The organism is Variovorax sp. YR566 (assembly GCF_051992195.1).
Taxonomy (GTDB): domain Bacteria; phylum Pseudomonadota; class Gammaproteobacteria; order Burkholderiales; family Burkholderiaceae_C; genus Variovorax.
In genome coordinates, this window is the sequence record NZ_CP197092.1 from 2,122,955 (window position 1) to 2,138,416 (window position 15,462).

Annotated in this window: 14 protein-coding genes; 1 reads left to right on the forward strand and 13 read right to left on the reverse strand. The window is 66.5% G+C overall.

What is annotated here, in order from left to right; translation table 11 throughout:
- Nucleotides 1-68: 68 nt before the first annotated feature.
- Nucleotides 69-713: an LON peptidase substrate-binding domain-containing protein gene (locus ACTG4X_RS09820; RefSeq protein WP_257014907.1), complete on the reverse strand. Its 645-nt coding sequence runs from the start codon at nt 711-713 to the stop codon at nt 69-71.
- 49 nt (nt 714-762) lie between these two features.
- Between ACTG4X_RS09820 and ACTG4X_RS09825 the strand changes: the two genes are divergently transcribed.
- On the forward strand, nt 763-1,323 hold the full coding sequence (locus ACTG4X_RS09825; protein ID WP_093049480.1) for a YggT family protein: 561 nt from the start codon (nt 763-765) through the stop codon (nt 1,321-1,323).
- Between the two features lie 65 nt (nt 1,324-1,388).
- On the opposite strand, the gene accD is transcribed toward ACTG4X_RS09825, so the two are convergent.
- The 12 genes from accD to ACTG4X_RS09885 form a co-directional block, all read right to left on the reverse strand.
- On the reverse strand, nt 1,389-2,261 hold the full coding sequence (gene accD / locus ACTG4X_RS09830; protein WP_012746558.1) for an acetyl-CoA carboxylase, carboxyltransferase subunit beta: 873 nt from the start codon (nt 2,259-2,261) through the stop codon (nt 1,389-1,391).
- A 25-nt stretch (nt 2,262-2,286) separates the two neighbouring features.
- A complete protein-coding gene (gene trpA / locus ACTG4X_RS09835) occupies nt 2,287-3,132 on the reverse strand; it encodes a tryptophan synthase subunit alpha (RefSeq protein ID WP_097199792.1) in 846 nt (281 codons plus the stop codon).
- On the reverse strand, nt 3,132-4,418 hold the full coding sequence (trpB, locus tag ACTG4X_RS09840; RefSeq protein ID WP_093075571.1) for a tryptophan synthase subunit beta: 1,287 nt from the start codon (nt 4,416-4,418) through the stop codon (nt 3,132-3,134). The genes trpA and trpB overlap by 1 nt, the downstream gene beginning before the upstream one ends.
- A gap of 47 nt (nt 4,419-4,465) precedes the next feature.
- On the reverse strand, nt 4,466-5,167 hold the full coding sequence (locus tag ACTG4X_RS09845; protein ID WP_093049489.1) for a phosphoribosylanthranilate isomerase: 702 nt from the start codon (nt 5,165-5,167) through the stop codon (nt 4,466-4,468).
- The gene (gene truA / locus ACTG4X_RS09850; RefSeq protein WP_440533696.1) at nt 5,164-5,976 is read right to left on the reverse strand and encodes a tRNA pseudouridine(38-40) synthase TruA; all 813 of its coding nucleotides are present in this window, start codon (nt 5,974-5,976) and stop codon (nt 5,164-5,166) included. The genes ACTG4X_RS09845 and truA overlap by 4 nt, the downstream gene beginning before the upstream one ends.
- Before the next feature lie 33 nt (nt 5,977-6,009).
- Nucleotides 6,010-8,838, reverse strand: coding sequence for a FimV/HubP family polar landmark protein (locus tag ACTG4X_RS09855; protein ID WP_440533697.1), 2,829 nt, complete (start codon nt 8,836-8,838; stop codon nt 6,010-6,012).
- Between the two features lie 169 nt (nt 8,839-9,007).
- The gene (gene asd / locus ACTG4X_RS09860) at nt 9,008-10,150 is read right to left on the reverse strand and encodes an aspartate-semialdehyde dehydrogenase (protein WP_093049497.1); all 1,143 of its coding nucleotides are present in this window, start codon (nt 10,148-10,150) and stop codon (nt 9,008-9,010) included.
- Between the two features lie 90 nt (nt 10,151-10,240).
- A complete protein-coding gene (gene leuB, locus ACTG4X_RS09865; protein ID WP_093172144.1) occupies nt 10,241-11,329 on the reverse strand; it encodes a 3-isopropylmalate dehydrogenase in 1,089 nt (362 codons plus the stop codon).
- Nucleotides 11,330-11,369: 40 nt separating this feature from the next.
- Complete coding sequence (leuD, locus tag ACTG4X_RS09870) at nt 11,370-12,020, reverse strand: 3-isopropylmalate dehydratase small subunit (protein ID WP_093075564.1); 651 nt, start codon at nt 12,018-12,020, stop codon at nt 11,370-11,372.
- Nucleotides 12,021-12,034: 14 nt separating this feature from the next.
- Nucleotides 12,035-13,456, reverse strand: a complete 1,422-nt coding sequence (gene leuC / locus ACTG4X_RS09875; RefSeq protein ID WP_097199790.1) for a 3-isopropylmalate dehydratase large subunit — start codon at nt 13,454-13,456, stop codon at nt 12,035-12,037.
- A 62-nt stretch (nt 13,457-13,518) separates the two neighbouring features.
- Nucleotides 13,519-14,463: a LysR substrate-binding domain-containing protein gene (locus ACTG4X_RS09880; RefSeq protein ID WP_440533698.1), complete on the reverse strand. Its 945-nt coding sequence runs from the start codon at nt 14,461-14,463 to the stop codon at nt 13,519-13,521.
- 141 nt (nt 14,464-14,604) lie between these two features.
- Complete coding sequence (locus ACTG4X_RS09885) at nt 14,605-15,426, reverse strand: helix-turn-helix transcriptional regulator (RefSeq protein ID WP_093172140.1); 822 nt, start codon at nt 15,424-15,426, stop codon at nt 14,605-14,607.
- Between the last annotated feature and the right edge of the window lie 36 nt (nt 15,427-15,462).

The following is a 15,462-nucleotide window of genomic DNA, read 5'->3' on the forward strand; positions in this document are numbered from 1 at the left end:
GGGTTTGAATAAAACCTGCGCCTAGCGCCCGTCAATCCTGCGCAATGTGCTACAAAAAAAGTAGCAGCCTATTCAGTGATGCCCGTGCGTGCGAGCAGATCGCTGACCAGTTCGAGCCGCATCAACGGACTGTCGAGCTCCATCAGGCGCTGGCGCAGTTCGAGTTGCATCGGCACCAGTTCGCACCAGCGGTTGGCCACCCAGCCGCAATCGTTGAGCTGATAGGGCGCGCCGATCGGCAGCCGCACCGCTTCGCCTTGCGCACGCCGGCGCTCTTCCAGCGTGTCGATCAGGCGCTGCAGCGCGGTGGCGGTGTGCCGCAGGTCGTCGGGGATTTCAAGCGCGACGTCGTCGTTCACGGCCTCGACCTCGGCGACCCACAGGCCATGCTTCTGCAGCTCATTGCTGCGAACCCGAAAGCGTTGCGTGCCCACGCATTCGATCTGCAGCAGGCCGCTCTGCGGCGATTCGAACTCGCGGATCATGGCCAGCGTGCCGATGGCGGCGAAGCTTTCCGCATCGGCGCCGGCCTTGCGCACTTCGCTGCCGCTGGTGAGGCTCACCACGCCGAAGGGCGCGTCGGCCTTGCGGCACTTGCCGATCATGTCGAGATAACGAACCTCGAAGATGCGCAGTGGAAGAAGGCCACCCGGAAACAGGACCGTACCGAGCGGGAACAATGGCAGTGAATGCAAAAAGGGTTGTGTCGTCATCGAAGAGCCTTGCGTGGCTATCATCGCATTCCGCTCACGGCCACGCCCCATGCTCTATCAGATTCCCTCGTTCCTTCTCGACGTGATCGTCGGCCTCCTCGGCGGCGCATGTCTGCTGCGGCTCTACATGCAGTACCACCGGGTGCCGTTCGGCAACCCGCTCGGGCGCTTCGTGTTCGCCATCACCGACTGGATCGTGCTGCCGTTGCGGCGCATCGTGCCCGCGGTGAAGCGCTGGGACATGGCAAGCCTGATCGCGGCCTGGTTGCTGGTGATGCTGAAGTTTCTGCTGCTGTGGCTGCTGGTGGGCAATCTTGGGCGTATCGCGACCTTGCCGCTGGTGTCGCTGGTCGGGTTGATGCAACTGGCGGTTTCCGGCCTGACCGCGCTGCTGGTGGTCTATGCGGTGCTGTCGTGGATTCCAAATGCCTCGCCGATGCTGCTCGACCTGATCTCGCGCCTGGCCGAGCCGCTGGTGCGGCCGTTTCGCCGCTTCATTCCGCTGATCGGCGGGGTCGACCTGTCGCCGCTGGCCGCCATCGTCGTGCTGCAGGTGATCGCGATCGTGCTGGGCAACCTGCTGGTGTTTGCCTATCAACTGACTTTCTGAAGCGGCAATAAAAAAAGGGTCCGGGTGCATCGCACCCGGGCCCTTTTGCTTTTGCCCTGTTTCGCTCAGCTGACCGCGTCGGCCGGCTGGCGCAGCAGCATGGCCAGCGTGCTGGCGATGGTCTTGCGCAGTTCGCGGCGGTCGCTGATGAAGTCGATGGCGCCCTTGGTCTGCAGGAACTCGGCGCGCTGGAAGCCTTCGGGCAGCGTCACGCGCACGGTCGATTCGATCACGCGCGGGCCGGCAAAGCCGATCAGCGCCTTGGGCTCGGCGATCACCACGTCGCCCACGAAGGCGAAGCCTGCCGACACGCCGCCCATGGTCGGGTCGGTCAGCACGCTGATGTAGGGCAGGCCCTTCTTTGCCAGGCGCGTGAGCGCGGCATTCGTCTTGGCCATCTGCATCAGCGAGAGCAGGCCTTCCTGCATGCGCGCACCGCCGGTGGCGGTGAAGCAGATGAAGGGCACCTTCTGCTCGATGGCGGTCTCGACGCCGCGCACGAAGCGCTCGCCGACCACGCTGCCCATGCTGCCGCCCATGAATTCGAACTCGAAGCAGGCCACGACCACGCTGATGCTGTGGACCGAGCCGCCCATGACGACCAGCGCATCGGTCTCGCCGGTGTTTTCCAGGGCTTCCTTCAGGCGCTCGGGGTACTTGCGGCTGTCCTTGAACTTCAGGGCGTCGACCGGCAGCACTTCCTGGCCGACTTCATAGCGGCCCTCGGCATCGAGGAACGCGTCGAGCCGTGCGCGGGCGCCGATGCGGTGGTGGTGGCTGCAGCTGGGGCAGACGTTCTGGTTGTGCTCGAGATCGGTCTTGTACAGAACGGTCTCGCAGGCGGGGCATTTGATCCACAGGCCCTCGGGCACCTGGCGGCGCTCGGACGGGTCGGTTTGTGCGATCTTGGCGGGTAGCAGTTTTTCAAGCCAGCTCATAAGGGGCTCCTTGTGTTGGCGGTGATTATCGACCAGCCGCGTTCTTGGCCGTGGCGGCAGGCAGCGCGTCGAGCGCCTCGCGGATGCCCGCAAGGAATTCGCGCACCGCCGGCACCACCCGCTCGCGGGGCTGGTCTTCGATGAGTTGAATGATCTTGGTACCGATGATGACCGCATCCGCGGCCGATCCGACCGCCTGCGCCGTGCGCGCATCGCGGATGCCGAAGCCCACGCCGACCGGGATGCTCAAGTGCTGGCGGATGCGCGGGACCATCTGGCCGACCGCCTCGGTGTCGAGGTGGCCAGCGCCGGTCACGCCCTTGAGCGACACGTAGTAGACGTAGCCGCTGGCGATGCGCGCGACCTGCGCCATGCGCTCGTCGGTGCTGGTCGGGGCCAGCAGGAAGATCAGGTCGATGCCGGCAGCCTTCAGCTCGGCGGCGAAGTCTTCGCACTCTTCCGGCGGGTAGTCGACCACCAGCAGGCCGTCGACGCCGGCGGCGACCGCATCGCGGATGAAGGCCTTCTTGCCATGCACGAGGTCGTAGCGCTCGACCGGGTTGGCATAGCCCATCAGCACCACGGGCGTGGTCGTGTCCTTCTGGCGGAAGGCGGCCACGATGGCGAGCACCTGCTTCATGCCGATGCCCAATGCCAGCGCGGCTTCGCCGGCTTTCTGGATCACGGGCCCGTCGGCCATGGGGTCGGAGAAGGGCACGCCCAGCTCGATCACGTCGGCGCCGGCCTCGACCATGCCGTGCATCAGCTCGGGCGTGATGTCGGCGAAGGGGAAGCCGGCGGTCACGTAGGGAATCAGGGCGCGGCGGCCGTCTTTTTTCAGCGCGTCGAAGGTGGCGGCAATGCGGCTCATCACTTGCCTCCCTTCACGCTCAGGCCGCGCATCGAGGGCCGGTCGTAGAAATCGACGCCCGACAGGTCGGCGACAGTGCCGATGTCCTTGTCGCCGCGGCCCGAGAGGTTCACCAGGATCGACTGGTCGGGGCGCATGGTCTTGGCGAGCTTCATTGCATGGGCCAGGGCATGGCTGGATTCGAGCGCGGGGATGATGCCCTCCGTTCGGCACAGGTAGTGGAAGGCTTCGAGCGCTTCGGTGTCGGTGATGCCGACGTATTCGGCGCGGCCGATGTCGGCCAGGTACGCGTGCTCGGGGCCCACGCCTGGGTAGTCGAGGCCCGCGCTGATGCTGTGGGTCTCGGTGATCTGCCCGTCCTCATTCTGCAGCAGGTAGGTGCGGTTGCCGTGCAGCACGCCGGGGCTGCCGCGCAGGATCGACGCCGAGTGCTTGCCGCTGTCGAGCCCTTCGCCAGCCGCTTCGACGCCGATCAGGCGAGTGCCGGCGAACGGGATGTAGGGATGGAAGATGCCCATGGCGTTGCTGCCGCCGCCCACGCAGGCGACGACCACGTCGGGCTGCTTGCCCTCGGCCTCGCCGGTGATGCCGTCGGCCGCGAGCATGGCCGGCATCTGCTCGATGCACTCGGTGCCGATCACGCTCTGGAAGTCGCGCACCATCGTCGGATAGGGGTGCGGGCCGGCAACGGTGCCGATGATGTAGAAGGTGTTTTCCACATTGGTGACCCAGTCGCGCATCGCCTCGTTGAGCGCGTCCTTCAGCGTCTTGCTGCCGGATTCGACGGGTACCACGGTCGCGCCGAGCAGGTTCATGCGGTAGACGTTGGGGCTCTGGCGCTTCACGTCCTGGCTGCCCATGTAGACCACGCATTCGAGGCCGTAGCGCGCGCAGATGGTGGCGGTGGCCACGCCGTGCTGGCCGGCGCCGGTTTCGGCAATGACGCGGGGCTTGCCCATGCGGCGCGCGAGCATCGCCTGGCCGATCACGTTGTTGATCTTGTGCGCGCCGGTGTGGTTCAGGTCTTCGCGCTTCAGGTAGATCTGCGCACCGCCCATTTCACGGCTGGTGCGTGCGGCGTGGTAGATCGGCGAGGGGCGGCCGACGAAGTGCTTCAGCTCGTAGTGGAATTCGGCGAGAAACGCCGGATCGTCCTTGAACCTGGCGTACGCGTCGCGCAGTTCGTTGATCGCGTGGGTGAGCGTTTCGCTCGCGAAGGTGCCGCCGTAGTTGCCGAAATGGCCGGTGGCATCGGGTTGCTGGTAGTCCTGGAATTGGCTTTGCATGGTTCTCGATCGGTGAGCCGCAGCCCGACAACGATCGGCTGCGGCGGCTAACTGGAGAAGGACGCGTCGGCAGCCCTGACGGCTGCGACGAATTGCCGGATCTTTCCGGCGTCCTTGAGGCCCTTGTTCCCGGGACCGTCGATTTCGACGCCCGAGCTCACATCAACGGACAGCGTCTTGCAGCGCGTCCGCAGGATGCGAATGCCATCGCTCACGTTTGCAGGTGTGAGCCCACCACTCAAGACGAGGTGAGCGTCGACGGCGGGTGGAAGAAGTGACCAATCGAATGCCTTGCCGCCACCGCCATAACCTTCGACGTGCGCGTCGAGCAGGATGGCCTGGGCGTGGGAGTAATCGGACGCGTATTTTACGAGGTCGAAGCCGGCCCCGGCAGCCCCCAGCGGAATGCGGGCGGCGCGCATGTAGCGAAAGCGCCCCGGGCCGCTGGCTTCTTCGCACTGTTCGGGCGTCTCCTCGCCGTGGAATTGCGCGATGGCGCCCTTCACGCGGCTGAGTGCTGCTATGACTTTGGGAGCATCCTCGTTCACGAACAGCAGCACGGGCGTGATGAACGGGGGCAGGCGCGAGGCCAGTTCGGCGGCGCGCTCGGGTGTCACGGCGCGGGGGCTCTTCGCGTAGAGCACGAAGCCGATGGCGTCGGCGCCGGCTTCGACTGCCGCATCCACGTCGGCCTCACGCGTCAGGCCACAGATCTTGATGCGGGTGCGGGGAACGGGAGGCGCGGTCATGGCGGGCCATCATACGGAGCCCCGCCGGCCTGCAGCGTGGCTTCCGCCGGCAGACCCCACTTGGCGTCGTACAACGGGCCCAGGAAATACAGGCCGTCCGCGGAGAAGGTGGGCGCCGCCACCTTGCGGCTGCGCGCCTCGAGCACTTCAGAAATCCACTCGGGCCGTTCGTCGCCACGGCCGATGCGCACGAGGCAACCCATCAGGTTGCGGATCATGTGGTGCAGGAAGGCGTCGGCTTCGAATTCGAAATGCCAGCGGCAGCGTTCGCCGTCGCCCACGCGCGTGATCTCGATGCGCCGCAGGTCCTTGACTGGCGAGCGCGCCTGGCAGGCCGAGGCGCGGAACGAACTGAAGTCGTGCCGCCCAACGAGCAGCGCGGCCGCGGCGCGCATCGCATCGCCGTCGAGCGCATGCATCGACCAGCCGACCCGGCCCGTATCGAGGCTGGGCCGCACCGGCGATTGAGAAAGCACGTAGAGGTAGCGGCGCGCCAGGGCGCTGGCGCGGCAATGGAATTCGTCGGGCACCGGCTGCGCCCACTGCACCGCGATGTCGTCGGGCAGAAAGCGGTTGGTGCCGCGCATCCAGGAGAAGGGTTCGCGCTCGACGGTGGTGTCGAAGTGCACCACCTGCATCAGCGCGTGCACGCCGGCATCGGTGCGGCCGGCGCACAGCGTGCCGATGGGCTGCGCGGCGAACTTCGTGAGGGCCGCTTCGAGCTTGTCCTGCACCGTGAGGCCCGAGCGCTGGCTTTGCCAGCCCTCGTACGCTTGGCCGTTGTACCGGATGCCGAGCGCCAGCCTCACGAATTCAGGAAGAACGACAGGAGCGGCAATCGCTCAGCGCAGTTCTGCGAGCAGTTGACGGGCTTGCGACTTGAGGTCGCCGGCGCTTTCGGCTTCGACTTCCTCGACCAGCGAGCGGGCGCCTTCGACGTCGCCGATGGCTTGCAGTTCGCGAGCGAGCGACAGCTTGACGGCGTGCGGGCTGTCGTCGCCTTCGTCGTCAGGCGCGGTAGCCGCAGACCTTGCAGTTTCGGCCGAGCGGGCAGCGGGCAGACCTGCCAGCGCGCTCATGTCGAATTCGATGAAACCCGAGTCGGCCGGCAGCGCATTGCGCAGTGCGGCGGGACGGGTGTTGTGTTCCGCATCGCTCAGCGAGCTGGGGAGCGTGTCTGCCGACAGCGCGCCGGGGGCGGTGTCGAAGTCGTTCTCGAGATCGACAGGCGTTGCGGCGTGGCCGTTCGACAGGGGCGGCGCGGGGCGTGCTGTCGTCGGAGCGGGCGCGTAGACCGACTTCGGCAGGCTGGCGCCGACCGGTGCGTGCTGGACCGGCGCAGGGGCGGGTGCCGGCGGCGTGGTCAGGTCGAGGTCGAAGTCCAGCGGTGCCACCGAGGGCACGAAGGCAGGCGGTGCAACGGCCACTGGCGGTGCTGCGGGAGGCGGAACTGCTGCCGGCTTGGCGGCCGAAGCGAGGGCGCCTGCGAAGGCGGCCGTCTCGGCAGCGCTGGCACCGCCACCGCTGCGGGGAGCGCCCGATTCGTACAGCGGGTTGCCCGGATCGAGATCCTTGCCCATGTCGACCACGCGGGTCCAGTCGGAGCCGAGGCCGCCGGTCAGCTTGTGCACTTCGGTAGCCAGGCCTTCGTAGGCGCGCACATCGCGGCGCTTGGCGTGGATTTCGAGCAGCTTCAGGTGGATGGCGGTGCGGTCGGGGTTCAGGCGCAGCGCTTCACGCAGGATTTCCTCGGCCTGCAGGTCGCGGCCGTAGGCCAGGTACACGTCGGCTTCGGCCACGGGGTCCACGTCGCCCGCGTCGAGCTGGCTCGGCGAGTACGACAGCGACGAGACGGTGGAGTCGCCGCGATGCTTGGTGTCGACCGATTCACCGCCGCTGGCGCCGAAGAATGAATCCTTCGGGATGCGGCTTTCGAGGAACACGCTTTCGCTCATTTCCTCGCGCCGGCGGCCCAGCACGCGGTACAGCAGGAAGCCGATCAGCAGCGCGATCAGCGCCGCGCCGGCCAGCATCAGCGGGTTGTCCAGCAGTTCTTCGAGGAAGGTGGGCTCCGGCGGGGGCGGCGGAGCGGGCTTCTTCACGGCTGGCTTCGGTGCAGCGGCGGCCACTGCGGCGCTGGCTGCCGCAGTTGCGGGAGCGGCACCGGCGTCGGTTGCAGCTGGCGCGGCAGCGGCTGCGGCCTCGGCCGTCGGAGCCGGTGCAGCAGCAGGGGCCGCTGCCGTTGCCTCGGGCGTGGGCGCGGGGCTCGGTGCTGCTGCGGCGGGAGCGGCCGGTGCGGCTGCCGCAACGGGGGCGGGAGCCGGAACTGGTGCAGCAACAGGTGCTGGTGCAGGGCTTGCGACCGGGGGAGCGGTCGTGGCACTGGTGGTCGGTGCCGGAACCGGGATGCCCGGCGTCGACGGTGCTGCCGGCGCAGCGGCTGCGGCAGGTGCCGACGAACCGGTGCCCGTTGCAGCCTTGAGCTTGTTCAGCTCGTTGATGTTCTTCGACAGTTCCGCAACGCGGTTGTTGTTGTCTTGTGCCTGACGGGTCTGCGCGACCTTTTCGTCGGCGGCGCGGGTGGCCGCGTTGCCTTGCGAGATCGTGAGCTTGTCGGGGGCACTGGCCGCTGCATTGCGGTCTTCGACGTTGGCTTGCAGCTTGCCCGATGCCTTGCGGCTGGCGGCGGCCACGTTCGAGGTCGGCGCGTTGTCGGCCAGGCGCTGGCGGTAGGCGCCGAAGTCGCGGCTCTGTGCCGTGACCGTGCGGCGGGCTTCGTCCGGCAGAATGGCGGCCGCCTCGGCACCGCTCGGCAGGTCGAGCACCGCGCCGGCGCGCATGCGGTTGACGTTGCCGCCGACGAATGCATCGGGATTGGAGAGCAGCAGCGCCACCAGCATCTGGTCCAGCGACACGTCGGCTGGCTTGTGGGCGCCGGCGATCTTGCTGGCGGTGTCGCCGCGCTGAACGGTGACTTGTTCGCCGCCACCGCTGCGAACCGCCGGAGCGGCTGCGGTGACAGGGGCGGGTGCTGCCGCAGCGGGCGCAGGCGCCGGTGAAGCTGCCGCAGGTGCAGAGGGGGCTGCCGAAGGCGCAGCCGGCACCACCGGAGGGCGCTCGCGGCGAGCACGGGCTGCCGGGGCAACGCGTTCGGTCGGCGTGGCGATCTGGGGCGAAATGGGCGTGGCCGGTGCCGCCGCCTGGCGCGTGGCCGGCGGATCGAGCAGCACGGTGTAGTCGCGCACGATGCGGCCCGACGAACCGTTGGCCTCGAGCAACAGGTCGATGAACGGGTCGTTCAACGGGCGGTTACCGCTCAAGCGCACCACGTATTGGCCGCCGGCGCGGCGCTGAAGCGTCGCCTTGACGTCGCTCAGTGCCGAGTTGTACGGAACGCCCGCGCTCTTGAAAGCTTCGGCCGTGGCGATGTTGATCTTCAGACCGTCCGCCTCGTTGGCGGCGATTTCGGTCACGTCGATCTCGGCGCGCAAGGGTTCGCCCAGTGCCGATTGCACCTTCAGCTGACCCAGCGCGAATGCGCTGGCGTCGGTGCTGACGATGCCCAGGGCCACGGCTGCCGCCGCGCCGAGGATGGAAAGGCGCCAGCCATTCGATGGCAGAGGCGGGCGAGCGGCCGATGGGCTGGCCGCAGGCAACAGATGTCTTGTCATGCTGATAGGGGGCGGCTCAGGCCCAGAATTTGTAAGAGGACGTTAGCACCATCACCGGGCACTGACAAGGCAATGCGCTTGTTCTACCCAGTGCGCGCATACTTACGCACACATTCGATGTTGCCGTAAGGCAACAATTCATGTTTCAAAAGGCCCTGAGCAGCCCGCATCAGGCTTCGAGCAGGATACGCAGCATGCGGCGCAGCGGTTCCGCGGCGCCCCACAGCAGCTGGTCACCGATGGTGAAGGCACCAACGTATTCCGGGCCCATCGCCAGCTTGCGGATGCGGCCGACTGGGATGTCCATGGTGCCCGTCACGGCCACCGGCGTCAGGTCCTTCAGGGTGGCTTCGCGCGTGTTCGGCACGACCTTCGCCCAGGGGTTGTCGGCGGCGATCATCGCTTCGATGTCGGCGACCGGCACGTCCTTCTTGAGCTTGAAGGTCAGGGCCTGGCTGTGGCAGCGCATCGCGCCGATGCGAACGCAGAAACCGTCGACCGGCGTGGCAGCGGTGCTGAAGCCCGGACCCTGGCCGAGGATCTTGTTGGTCTCGGCGCCGCCCTTCCACTCTTCCTTGGACATGCCGTCGCCCAGGTCCTTGTCGATCCAGGGGATCAGCGAGCCACCCAGCGGCGCGCCGAAGTTGGCCGTTTCAGCGGCGCTGAGGGTCTGCTGCTTGTGCAGCACCTTGCGATCGATTTCGAGGATGGCCGACTTCGGGTCGTCCAGCAGGGCGCGCACTTCGGCGTTGAGGGTGCCGAACTGGGTCAGCAGCTCGCGCATGTGCTGCGCGCCGCCGCCCGAGGCCGCCTGGTAGGTCATGCTGGTCATCCACTCGACCAGGCCTGCCTTGTAGAGGGCGCCCACGCCCATGAGCATGCAGCTCACGGTGCAGTTGCCGCCGATCCAGTTCTTGCCGCCCTTGGCGAGCGCGTTCTCGATGACCGGCAGGTTGACCGGGTCGAGCACGATGATCGCGTCGTCCTGCATGCGCAGGGTGGAGGCGGCGTCGATCCAGTGGCCGTTCCAGCCGGCGGCGCGCAGCTTGGGGAACACCTCGCTGGTGTAGTCGCCGCCCTGGCAGGTGATGACGATGTCGCACTTCTTCAGTGCCTCGATGTCGTTCGCATCCTTCAGCGCGGTTTCGTTCTTGGCCATCGCCGGGGCCTTGCCGCCGGCGTTGGAGGTCGAGAAGAAGACCGGCTCGATGAGACCGAAGTCGCCTTCGGCCTGCATGCGGTCCATCAGGACCGAGCCGACCATGCCGCGCCAGCCCACGAGGCCGACCAGAGGTTGAGATGCGTTCGCCATTTCAGTTTGCCCTTATGAAAAAAGAAAAAGTTGTCTTTTCTTGCCCCCGACTCGTCGAGCCGGGGAGGGGCGTGACGAAGCGGGCTGCGGTTAGCCGGTAATCGTCTTTTTGGTGATTGCTGCAACGACCGCGTCGCCCATTTCGCGGGTGCCGACGCGCTTCGTACCTTCTGACCAGATGTCGCCCGTGCGCAGCCCGGAGGCAAGCACGTCCTTGACCGCCGACTCGATACGGTCGGCAGCTTCGGCTTGGTTGAGTGAGAAGCGGAGCATCATGGCAGCGGACAGGATTGTAGCCAAAGGATTGGCAACCCCTTTGCCGGCAATGTCGGGAGCACTGCCGTGGCTGGGCTCGTACAGGCCCTGGTTGCTCGAATTGAGCGATGCCGAGGGCAGCATGCCGATGGAGCCGGTGAGCATCGCGGCCTCGTCCGAGAGGATGTCGCCGAACATGTTGCCGGTGACCACCACGTCGAATTTCTTGGGCGCCTTCACGAGCTGCATGGCCGCGTTGTCGACCAGCATGTGGTCGAGTTCGACGTCCGGATATTCCTTCGCGATGTCGAGCATCACGTCTTTCCACAGCTGCGAGGTTTCCAGCACGTTGTTCTTGTCGACGCTGGTCACGCGCTTGCTGCGCTTGCGGGCGGCCTCGAAGGCCACGCGGGCGATGCGTTCGATCTCGGGGCGCGAATAGCGCATCGTGTCGAACGCCTCTTCGGCGCCCGGGAAGTGCCCGTCCGTCGCGATGCGGCGGCCGCGCGGCTGGCCGAAGTAGATGTCTCCGGTCAGTTCGCGAATGATCAGGATGTCCAGGCCCGCGATCAGCTCGGGCTTCAAGCTCGATGCATCCACCAGCTGCTCGTAGCAGATGGCGGGACGGAAGTTCGCGAACAGGCCGAGGTTCTTGCGCAGCCCCAGGATCGCCTGCTCCGGCCGCAGCGGGCGGTCGAGCTTGTCGTACTTCCAGTCGCCGACGGCGCCGAACAGCACTGCGTCCGATTCCTTCGCCAGCTTGAGCGTCGATTCAGGCAGCGGGTGGCCGTGCGCCTCGTAGGCCGCGCCGCCGACCAGCGCCGACTCCATCTCGAACTTCAGGTCGAGCACGTCGAGCACCTTGACGGCTTCCGCCACGATTTCGGTGCCGATGCCGTCACCCGGGAGAACTGCGATTTTCATAAATTGGTCTGAGGTTTTTTGAAAACGGAAATGCGCGCGATCAGGAGATCATCGTGTGCGCGAGCCACGGCTTCTGCGCCAGGCGCTCGGCCTCGAAGGCCTTGATCTTGTCCTTGTGGCGCAGCGTGAGGCCGATGTCGTCCAGCCCGTTGATCAGGCAGTACTTGCGGAAGGCCTGCACGTCGAACGCGAACTCCTGCCCATCGGGCTTCACGACCACCTGGCGTTCCAGGTCGATGGTCAGCTGGTAGCCCGGGAACGCGAAGGTCTCGTCGAACAACTGGGCCACCTGCGCTTCGGGCAGCACGATCGGCAGCAGGCCGTTCTTGAAGCTGTTGTTGAAGAAGATGTCGGCGTAGCTCGGCGCGATGATCGCGCGAAAGCCGTACTGGTCGAGCGCCCACGGCGCATGCTCGCGCGACGAGCCGCAGCCGAAGTTCCTGCGCGCCAGCAGCACCGAAGCGCCGGCGTAGCGCGGCTGGTTCAGCACGAAGTCGGGGTTGGGCTTGCGGCTGGCCGGGTCCTGGCCCGGAAAGCCTGCGTCGAGGTAGCGCCATTCGTCGAACAGGTTCACGCCAAAGCCGGTCTTCTTGATCGACTTCAGGAACTGCTTCGGAATGATCGCGTCGGTGTCGACGTTCTCGCGGTCCATCGGGGCCACGAGGCCCTTGTGCACGGTGAATTTCTGCATGTGTTGTCTCCAGATCAGGCGAAGGTGCGCACGTCGACGAAGTGGCCGTGCACGGCAGCAGCGGCAGCCATGGCCGGGCTCACGAGGTGGGTGCGGCCGCCGGCGCCCTGGCGGCCTTCGAAGTTGCGGTTGCTGGTGGATGCGCAGCGCTCGCCGGGCTCGAGCCGGTCGGCGTTCATTGCGAGGCACATCGAGCAGCCGGGCTCGCGCCATTCGAAGCCAGCGGCCTTGAAGATCAGGTCGAGCCCTTCGCGCTCGGCCTGTTCCTTCACCACGCCCGAGCCGGGCACGACCATCGCGAGCTTCACGTTCTTCGCGACCTTCTGGCCGAGCTTCTTCACCACGGCGGCGGCTTCGCGCATGTCTTCGATGCGGCTGTTGGTGCAAGAGCCGATGAACACCTTGTCGATGAAGATGTCGTTCATGGCCTTGTTCGGCTCCAGGCCCATGTAGACCAGCGCGCGCTCGATGGCGCCGCGCTTGTTCGCATCTTTTTCCTTGTCGGGATCAGGCACGCGGCCGTTGATATCGACCACCATCTCGGGCGAGGTGCCCCAGGTCACCTGCGGCTGGATCTGCGCGGCGTCGAGCTCGACCACGGCGTCGAAGGTCGCGCCAGGGTCGGACTGCAGCGTGCGCCAGTAGATCACTGCCTGGTCCCACTCCACGCCGGTGGGCGCGAGCGGACGGCCCTTCACGTAGCTGATGGTCTTTTCGTCGACCGCCACCAGCCCGGCGCGCGCGCCGGCCTCGATGGCCATGTTGCAGACCGTCATGCGGCCTTCCATGCTCAGGTCGCGAATGGCCGAGCCCGCGAACTCGATGGTGTAGCCCGTGCCGCCGGCCGTGCCGATCTTGCCGATGATGGCCAGCACGATGTCCTTGGCGGTGCAGCCGAGCGGCAGCTTGCCCTCGACCTTCACGAGCATGTTCTTCGCCTTCTTGCCAAGCAGCGTCTGCGTGGCCATCACGTGCTCGACCTCGCTGGTGCCGATGCCGTGCGCCAGCGCGCCGAACGCGCCGTGCGTGGAGGTGTGCGAGTCGCCGCAGACGACAGTCATGCCCGGCAGCGTTGCGCCCGACTCGGGGCCGATCACGTGCACGATGCCCTGGCGCTTGCTCAGGAACGGGAAGAACGCGGCCGCGCCGAATTCGGCGATGTTGTGGTCAAGCGTGGTGACCTGTTCCTTGCTGGTCGGATCGGCAATGCCTTCGTAGCCGCGCTCCCAGCCCGTGGTGGGCGTGTTGTGGTCGGCGGTGGCCACGACCGAGCTGATGCGCCACAGCTTGCGACCGGCTTCGCGCAGGCCTTCGAAGGCCTGAGGGCTGGTCACTTCATGCACCAGGTGGCGGTCGATGTAGAGGATCGCGGTGCCGTCTTCCTCGGTGTGGACGACGTGTTCGTCCCAGATCTTGTCGTAGAGCGTGCGTGCCATGTCGGTCTCTTGTCTTTCGTGGGGAAATGGATTGTCTGTCGTTGCGGCCGTGAATTCGAGGTTCAGGCCGCGATCTGTTCTGCAGCGTCCGCAGCCGCGTGCAGGTGATTCACCAGCGAGCGCGCCGCCACCGGCAGGGTGGAGAAGTCGCGCGCCACCAGCCGGATCTCGCGTGCCGCCCAGGCGTCGTTGAGCGCCACGCTCACGAGGCCGCGGCCGATGCCGTTCTGCATGAGCTCGAAGGCGCGCTGCGGCATCACGCCGATGCCCAGGCCGTTCTCGATCATCCGGCACATGGCGTCGAGGCCCGTCACGTGGATACGCAGCTTGATGCTGCGGCCGGCGTCGAGCGCGGCCTCGTGCATCGCGACGTAGATCGAGCTGTTGGTGTGCAGGCCGACGTGATCGAAGTCGAGCGAATCCACGAAATCGATGGCGCCCTGCGCCGCCAGCGCATGCCCCGTGGGCACGATGAGCGCGAGGCGGTCGTGCCGGTACGAGAGGCTTTGCAACTCACTCGCGCCGCCGGCCACGTGGCACACGCCGAGGTCGGCCGCGCCTTCCTGCACCGCGCGGATCACTTCGCTGCTCAGGTGTTCTTCAAGGTCGATCTTGATGGCCTCGTGGGCGCGTGTGAACACACCCAAGTCTTCGGGCAGGAACTGCACGATCGCCGAGATGTTGGCGTGCACCCGCACGTGGCCGCGCACGCCGTCGGCGTATTCGCTGAGTTCGCCCTGCATCTTCTCCAGGCTGTAGAGCACCGAGCGGGCGTGATGCAGCAGGCTTTCGCCGGCGGGCGTGAGGTCGACGCCGCGCGCGTGGCGGTAGAGCAGGGTGGTGCCGAGCGTGGCCTCGAGGTCGGACAGCCGCTTGCTGATGGCCGAGGCCGCGATGAACTCGCGCTCGGCAGCGCGGCCGATGCTGCCCAGTTCGCACACGGCAACGAACAGCTGCAGCGACGTGAGGTCGATGCGGCGGGCGAAGTTGCGTTCGGATGTGCTCATGGGGCTGTGGGGAGTCATCGCGCTTTGCGATGAGATTGCCATTTTCCCCTTGTTTTTGCCCCGTATCCATCGCGATGCACGATGGCATCGTTGCCGGGTGGCGACGGGATGCCCTGCGGCTGCACGGCTTCGCCGTGCGCGTCACCCTGGTCTGGTTTGCGTTTTCCACGTTCCCATCGGCAGCTTCCACAGCGGCGGCATCTGCGAGAACGGCGGTACGGTGTGGACAAGCTTGGCCAGGGCGAGCCGGCTGTCGGTGCCGATCTTGCTGAAGATCGCCTTCAAATGCGCCTTGACGGTATCCAGAGTGACGTTCATGGCACTGGCGATGGCCTCGTTCGAGTTGCCTTGGGCAATCCACACGGCAACCTCGACCTGACGCTGCGTCAACTCCGGAAAGGCGTAGCGAAGACGGTCGGCTGGGGGGAGGTTGTCGACGGTACGCTGCTGCGCCTGGCGGTATACGCGCAGCACGTGCCCTCGGTAGATCTGGAGCCGGTCGCGCTGCGCATCGCTGTATGCCGGTCGCCCGATGACCCGATGCGCGCTCAGATCCAACGCGTATTCGCCGTGCTGAATCAGGACGCCCATGATGCGGTGGGCGCCCGATGGCAGGAAGACATCGCGAGCCATGGGGAGCGCCATGAATTCCTCGTCGGTGAAGACATCCGATTCACGCACCGCGCGCTCGCCGTAAAAGGCGGGATCCTTCTGCCAGAAAGGGTGGCTGCCCGCGTGACGTGCGTAGGCCTGGAACGCCGCCTGGCGCCGATCCGGGTCGTCTTCGACCGACAGCAGCGCGCGCAGCTCGCCGCTGCGATGGTGGACCTCCGTCCAGCCGACCACGTCGGAGTCCGTCAGGCGGACCACACCCTCGAAGAGAAGCTGCGGCAGCGTCAGCAGGTCAGGTTCGGCCTCGTAGAGGCGCACGATTTCCTGCAACAGGATCGGGTCGGTGTTCATGACTACTCTTTCGGGTAATTGAATCGTCCTGTTGCA

Excerpts from the sequence above, each read along its gene's own strand:
- ACTG4X_RS09820 (WP_257014907.1), bottom strand. The coding sequence starts at position 713 with ATGACGACACAACCCTTTTTGCATTCACTGCCATTGTTCCCGCTCGGT.
- ACTG4X_RS09825 (WP_093049480.1), top strand. The coding sequence starts at position 763 with ATGCTCTATCAGATTCCCTCGTTCCTTCTCGACGTGATCGTCGGCCTC.
- accD (WP_012746558.1), bottom strand. The coding sequence starts at position 2,261 with ATGAGCTGGCTTGAAAAACTGCTACCCGCCAAGATCGCACAAACCGAC.
- trpA (WP_097199792.1), bottom strand. The coding sequence starts at position 3,132 with ATGAGCCGCATTGCCGCCACCTTCGACGCGCTGAAAAAAGACGGCCGC.
- trpB (WP_093075571.1), bottom strand. The coding sequence starts at position 4,418 with ATGCAAAGCCAATTCCAGGACTACCAGCAACCCGATGCCACCGGCCAT.
- ACTG4X_RS09845 (WP_093049489.1), bottom strand. The coding sequence starts at position 5,167 with ATGACCGCGCCTCCCGTTCCCCGCACCCGCATCAAGATCTGTGGCCTG.
- ACTG4X_RS09855 (WP_440533697.1), bottom strand. The coding sequence starts at position 8,838 with ATGACAAGACATCTGTTGCCTGCGGCCAGCCCATCGGCCGCTCGCCCG.
- asd (WP_093049497.1), bottom strand. The coding sequence starts at position 10,150 with ATGGCGAACGCATCTCAACCTCTGGTCGGCCTCGTGGGCTGGCGCGGC.
- leuB (WP_093172144.1), bottom strand. The coding sequence starts at position 11,329 with ATGAAAATCGCAGTTCTCCCGGGTGACGGCATCGGCACCGAAATCGTG.
- leuD (WP_093075564.1), bottom strand. The coding sequence starts at position 12,020 with ATGCAGAAATTCACCGTGCACAAGGGCCTCGTGGCCCCGATGGACCGC.
- leuC (WP_097199790.1), bottom strand. The coding sequence starts at position 13,456 with ATGGCACGCACGCTCTACGACAAGATCTGGGACGAACACGTCGTCCAC.
- ACTG4X_RS09880 (WP_440533698.1), bottom strand. The coding sequence starts at position 14,463 with ATGAGCACATCCGAACGCAACTTCGCCCGCCGCATCGACCTCACGTCG.
- ACTG4X_RS09885 (WP_093172140.1), bottom strand. The coding sequence starts at position 15,426 with ATGAACACCGACCCGATCCTGTTGCAGGAAATCGTGCGCCTCTACGAG.